At 71.4% G+C, this 5,265-nt stretch carries 5 protein-coding genes; 1 reads left to right on the top strand and 4 read right to left on the bottom strand.

The window, feature by feature from the left end; all coding sequences use genetic code 11:
* A partial coding sequence (locus tag ACWDX9_RS59410; protein ID WP_449972513.1) for a hypothetical protein occupies window positions 1–708 on the bottom strand: 708 nt, incomplete at its 3' end.
* 111 nt (window positions 709–819) lie between these two features.
* On the opposite strand from ACWDX9_RS59410, the gene ACWDX9_RS59405 reads away from it, so the two are divergent.
* Entirely contained in the window at window positions 820–1,245 is a 426-nt protein-coding gene (locus ACWDX9_RS59405) for a MarR family winged helix-turn-helix transcriptional regulator (protein ID WP_449972510.1), read from the top strand.
* Here the strand turns inward: ACWDX9_RS59405 and ACWDX9_RS59400 are convergent.
* The 3 genes from ACWDX9_RS59400 to ACWDX9_RS59390 all read right to left on the bottom strand — a co-directional run.
* Window positions 1,242–2,369 (bottom strand): Fic family protein, encoded by a 1,128-nt coding sequence (locus ACWDX9_RS59400; protein WP_449972507.1) that lies wholly within the window; start codon window positions 2,367–2,369, stop codon window positions 1,242–1,244. The genes ACWDX9_RS59405 and ACWDX9_RS59400 overlap by 4 nt on opposite strands.
* A 67-nt stretch (window positions 2,370–2,436) precedes the next feature.
* On the bottom strand, window positions 2,437–4,794 hold the full coding sequence (gene lon / locus ACWDX9_RS59395; RefSeq protein ID WP_449972504.1) for an endopeptidase La: 2,358 nt from the start codon (window positions 4,792–4,794) through the stop codon (window positions 2,437–2,439).
* 126 nt (window positions 4,795–4,920) lie between these two features.
* A partial coding sequence (locus ACWDX9_RS59390; RefSeq protein WP_449972501.1) for a hypothetical protein occupies window positions 4,921–5,265 on the bottom strand: 345 nt, incomplete at its 5' end.

The raw sequence follows: 5,265 nt of genomic DNA, 5'->3' as shown, positions 1-5,265 counted from the left end.
GGTGCCGGCGGCCCGCTCGACCGACCGCCTGGCCGCTCCGTCCAGGCGGCGCCGGACGACGATCACCACGGTGACGGCGATCCACGACGCGGCCGGCTGCGGCCACAGGAGCCCGACGGCCTCGGCGGCGGCGAGGCAGACGGTCAGGCGGATGGCGTACTGCCACCCGGGCATGCTCCCCAGCGTCCGCCACCAGCGCCGCAGCAGCGCTCTCGCCGGAGGAGGAGCCGGCCGGGGCTCCCCCGGCTCGGCGGGCCCCTTCCGGGTGTGGAGGCAGAGCGCGGTGACCAGCAGGCCCCAGGCCGCCCCTCCGGCGAACAGCACGGCGGCGGCGACCGGCTCGACGCCCTTGGCCACGCCGGTGCTGATGACCATGAAGACGATGAAGCGAGTGCTGTGCTCGGCCATGGGGCGGCTGATGCCGCCGGCCACCGCGAGCAGGCCCGCGATCAGGACGACGGCGACGGCGGTGAGCCACCCGCGCCCCGCCACCACGACCCCGGCGAACCCGGCCACAGCCGTGCCCGCCACCGCGGCGGCGCCATGGACCGGGCCCGGCCGGGCCTCGTTTCCGAAGAGGCCGCTCACGGCGAGGGCTCCGATGGCGGCCAGGGCTCCGAGCGCGGGCCGCCCCGAGGCGACTCCCCACGCGACCGGCCCGCCGAGCCCCAGCCCGGCGGCGACCATGTGTCGCAGCTCGATCCGCACGTGGCACCTCCCGACGCGGGAGCCTACCCCAATTTCCTACGCATTGCGTAGTAAGTCAGCCTGCTTTCGTCGCTTGATGCTCTCGAATTAGTAAGTGCTATCGTAATAATCATGGACGACGAGGAACTGCGGGCCACGGCCGTGGCGCTCCGCCGGGCGACCATCGGCCTGGCGCGGCGGCTGCGCGACGAGCGCCCCGCGCACGGGCTCGGCCGCCTGGCGCTCTCCCTGCTCGGCCACCTGCACCGGCGCGGCGCGATGACGGCGGGAGAGCTTGCCGCCGCCGAGCACCTCCAGCCCCAGTCCGTCACCCGCGTGCTCGCCTCGCTGGAGGAGCAGGGCCTGATCCGCCGCTCGCGCGGCGAGACCGACCGCCGCAGGCACCACATCGTCCTCACGGAGGACGGCACCGCGGCCCTCACCCAGCAGGTCGGCACCACGGACCTGTGGCTGGCCGAGGCCATGGCCGGCAAGCTCACCCCCGCCGAGTGCCGCATCCTGGCGGTGGCCGCCGACCTGCTCGAACAGCTCCGCTAGCGGTACGGGTCGCGCAGCGGGGTGACGCGTTCGGCGAAGTCGGCCTTGATCCGCTCCATGCGCGGCCCCGGCGCGTAGAAGCGGCCCTTGGTCTCGCCGTACGGCCGGAGCCAGCCCTTGGCGGCCAGGTCGCGCAGGTCACGCGCGGCCTGCCCCTGGCTGAGACCCTCGTCGGACTGGTAGCGGCTCCTGCGCAGCCGCCTGTTCACGAAGACCTCGTAGAGCGCGGAGACGGTACGGCTGTTGAGCCCGTCGGCGTCGACCTGTTCCTCCAGGAGCATCCAGATCTCTCCGGCTTCGGCCAGGCGCTGGCGGACCCGCTGGGCCTGCAGGTGATGCGCCTTCAAGCAGAACCGCACCCACGGCAGCGTGTCCCCGTGGGGGCCCCATCGCCGCCCTCCGACCTCGCCCAGCACGTCGTAGTAGTCGAGGGTGACGCGCTGCTGACCGAGCCACTCCTCGATGGAGCAGAACTCGGGCAGCAGGATCTGCTCCCGGCCGAGGACGAGCGTCTGCAGCGCCCGGGACATCCGGCCGTTGCCATCACGCCACGGGTGGATCTTGACGAGGTTGAAGTGGGCCATGGCGGCCCGGACATAGCCGGGGACGTCGAGGTCGCCCTCGTTCAGCCAGGTGACCAGCTCGTTCATCGCGCCGGGGACCAGCTCGACGTCGGGGCCCTCGTAGACGACCTCCCCCGTGTCGGAGTCACGGATGAAGATGCCTCCCGGCCGGATGACGCCCGGCCCTTTGTTGCGATGGTGACCGATGACCATGAAGTTGAGCGCGTTGAGCATCCCGGCGTCGTAGCGGAACACCGGCGCCCGCGACAGCACCTGGATGTACGTCAGCGCCTGCTGGTAGCCCGCGATCTCCTGAGCCACCGACGTCGACGTCTCCAGCGGCTCCTCACCCGCCATGATCGACTGGATGTCCTCGACACTGGCCTGGTAGCCCTCGATCGAGTTGGAGCCCTGGATCGCCCGCGCCTGCAACTGCCTGCGCAACTGCCCGTCCCACCGGTGCGTCTCGGCGAGCCGGTACTTCAGGTCGCGCCGCATCTCCTCGATCTCCTCGAGGACCGCCTTGTCCACGGGCTCCAGCGCTGGGGTCTCGTACAACATGCCCACATAACAGCATGGGCGAATCATTCAGTCAAACGACTGAATGATTCGCCCATTTATGCCCCCATTATGCGGCGGCCGTGGCGGCCACCTTCGCCGGGGTCAGCGCGATGTCGAGAACCTCGCGCACGTCGCTCACCGCGTGGATGGTCAGCTCGTTGCGAACCTCCTCGGGCACGTCGTCCAGGTCCGGCTCGTTGCGGGCCGGGATGAGGACGGTCGTGATGCCCGCCCGGTGCGCGGCCAGGAGCTTCTGCTTGACGCCGCCGATCGGCAGGACCCGCCCGGTCAGGGAGATCTCGCCGGTCATGGCCACGTCACCGCGTACGAGACGGCCCGACAGGAGGGAGGCCAGCGCGGTCGTCAGCGTCACACCGGCCGAGGGGCCGTCCTTGGGCACGGCGCCCGCCGGGAAGTGGACGTGGACCGAGCGGTCCTTCAGCGCGGTGACCGGCAGCTCCAGCTCCGCCCCGTGCGAGCGGAGGTAGGACAGCGCGATCCTGGCCGACTCCTTCATCACGTCGCCCAGCTGGCCGGTCAGCGTGAGGCCGGTCTCGCCGGTCTCCGGGTCGGCCATGGACGCCTCGACGTACAGGACGTCGCCGCCCGCTCCGGTGACCGCCAGGCCCGTGGCCACGCCCGGCACCGAGGTGCGCTGGGTGGACTCGGGCAGCGACGACTCCGGCACGAACCGCGGCCGCCCGAGGTAGCCCACGAGGTCGCCCTCGCCGACCGTGACGGGCAGCTCGTCCTTGGCCGCCACCTTGCGCAGGATCCTGGCGACCGAGCGCTCCAGCGACCGGACGCCCGCCTCGCGGGTGTACTCGGCGGCCAGCTTGCGCAGCGCGTCGTCCTCGACCTTGACCTCCTCGGCGCTCAGCCCGGCCAGCTCCAGCTGCCTGGGCAGCAGGTGGTCGCGGGCGATCGCCACCTTCTCGTCCTCGGTGTAGCCGTCGAGCGTGACGATCTCCATCCGGTCGAGCAGCGGCCCGGGGATGGCCTCGAGCACGTTGGCCGTGGCCAGGAACAGCACGTCGGACAGGTCCAGCTCGACCTCGAGGTAGTGGTCGCGGAACGTGTGGTTCTGGGCCGGGTCGAGCACCTCCAGCAGGGCCGCCGTCGGGTCGCCGCGGTAGTCGGCGCCGACCTTGTCGACCTCGTCGAGCAGGACGACCGGGTTCATCGAGCCGGCCTCACGGATGGCGCGGACGATGCGGCCGGGCAGCGCGCCGACGTAGGTGCGCCGGTGGCCGCGGATCTCGGCCTCGTCGCGCACGCCGCCGAGCGCGACGCGTACGAACTTGCGGCCCATCGCGCGGGCCACGGACTCGCCCAGAGACGTCTTGCCGACTCCGGGAGGGCCGGCGAGGGCGAGCACGGCGCCGCTGCGGCGGCCACCCACCACGCCGACGCCCTTGTCCTGGCGGCGCTTGCGCACGGCCAGATGCTCGATGATGCGGTCCTTCACGTCGGACAGGCCCGTGTGGTCGGTGTCGAGCACGGCCCGCGCGCCGGTGATGTCGTAGTTGTCCTCGGTACGGTCGTTCCAGGGGATGTCGAGCACCGTGTCCAGCCAGGTGCGGATCCAACCGGTCTCAGGGGACTGGTCGGAGGTCCGCTCCAGCTTGTCGACCTCCTTGAGCGCGGCCTCGCGCACCTTCTCCGGCAGGTCGGCGGCCTCTACGCGGGCCCGGTAGTCCTCTTCCTCGGTCTCGGTGTCGCCGTTGAGCTCCTTGAGCTCCTTACGCACGGCGGCGAGCTGCTGGCGCAGCAGGAACTCACGCTGCTGCTTCTCCATGCCCTCCTGGACGTCCTTGCGGATCGTCTCGGCGACGTCGAGCTCGGCGAGGTGCTCGCGGGACCACTCGATCAGCCTGGCCAGCCGTTCGGCGGGGTCGGCGGCTTCGAGCAGCTCGACCTTCTGCGCCGTGGTCAGCCAGGGGGTGTAGCCGGAGCTGTCGGCCAGCACCGAGGGATCGTCGATCTGGTTGACCTGGTCGACCACCTGCCAGGCGCCGCGCTTCTGGAGGATCGTGGTGGCCAGCGCCTTGTACTCCTTGGCCAGCTCCTGAGCGCGCTCACCGGCGGCGACGGCGTCGATCGTGTCGGCCTCGACCCACAGCGCGGCACCCGGGCCCGTCGTGCCGGTGCCCACGCGGACGCGGTTGACCCCCCGGACCACGGCGGCGGGCTCGCCGCCGGGCAGCCTCCCGACCTGCTCCACAACGGCCTGCACGCCGATGGCGCCGTAACGGCCGTCGATCCGGGGAACGAGGAGGACCCGCGGCTTGTTGCCACCGGATGCACGGGCCGCGTCTATGGCAGCCCGCACCTCGGAGTCGGACAGGTCCAGCGGAACCACCATGCCCGGCAGGACGACCTCGTCGTCCAGTGGCAGGACCGGAAGGATCAGGCTCTCACTCATGCGAACTCCAAAGGGTTGAGTTATACCGACTCAATTCATTGGAGCCCTTCGTTGTTCCCTCTCTTGCCGATGTTCGCTCACGGCGATCGTAATTGTGTAAGCGATACCTGAGGGGGACGTGCGGGATCAAACCCTGGTGTGACGCCTGGCGGGGTGCGCGCCCGTACCCTTGACCAGGTGATCTCCGTCCCCCGCCGCCGCTTCCTCAGCCGCCACCGTCGCGCGGCCGCCGAGGAGCGGGCGGGCGCGCCAGGCGGGGGTGGCGAGAAGCGGGCAGACGTGCCAGGCGGAGGTCACGAGGAACGGGCCAGCGCGCCAGGCGGAGGTCACGAGGAACGGGCCAGCGCGCCAGGCGGAAGTCACGAGGAACGGGCCGGCGCGCCAGGCGGAGGTCACGAGGAACGGGCCAGCGCGCCAGGCGGAAGTCACGAGGAACGGGCCGGCGCGCCAGGCGGAGGTCACGAGGAACGG

It is taken from the genome of Nonomuraea sp. NPDC003201 (genome assembly GCF_053590415.1).
The sequence above is the reverse complement of the archived record's forward strand: the minus strand, read 5'-3'. Positions and strand labels throughout refer to the sequence as shown.

Bases quoted from the DNA above. Each gene is read 5' to 3' on its own strand.
- ACWDX9_RS59400 (WP_449972507.1), bottom strand. From the start codon at position 2,369: ATGTTGTACGAGACCCCAGCGCTGGAGCCCGTGGACAAGGCGGTCCTC.
- lon (WP_449972504.1), bottom strand. From the start codon at position 4,794: ATGAGTGAGAGCCTGATCCTTCCGGTCCTGCCACTGGACGACGAGGTC.
- ACWDX9_RS59405 (WP_449972510.1), top strand. From the start codon at position 820: ATGGACGACGAGGAACTGCGGGCCACGGCCGTGGCGCTCCGCCGGGCG.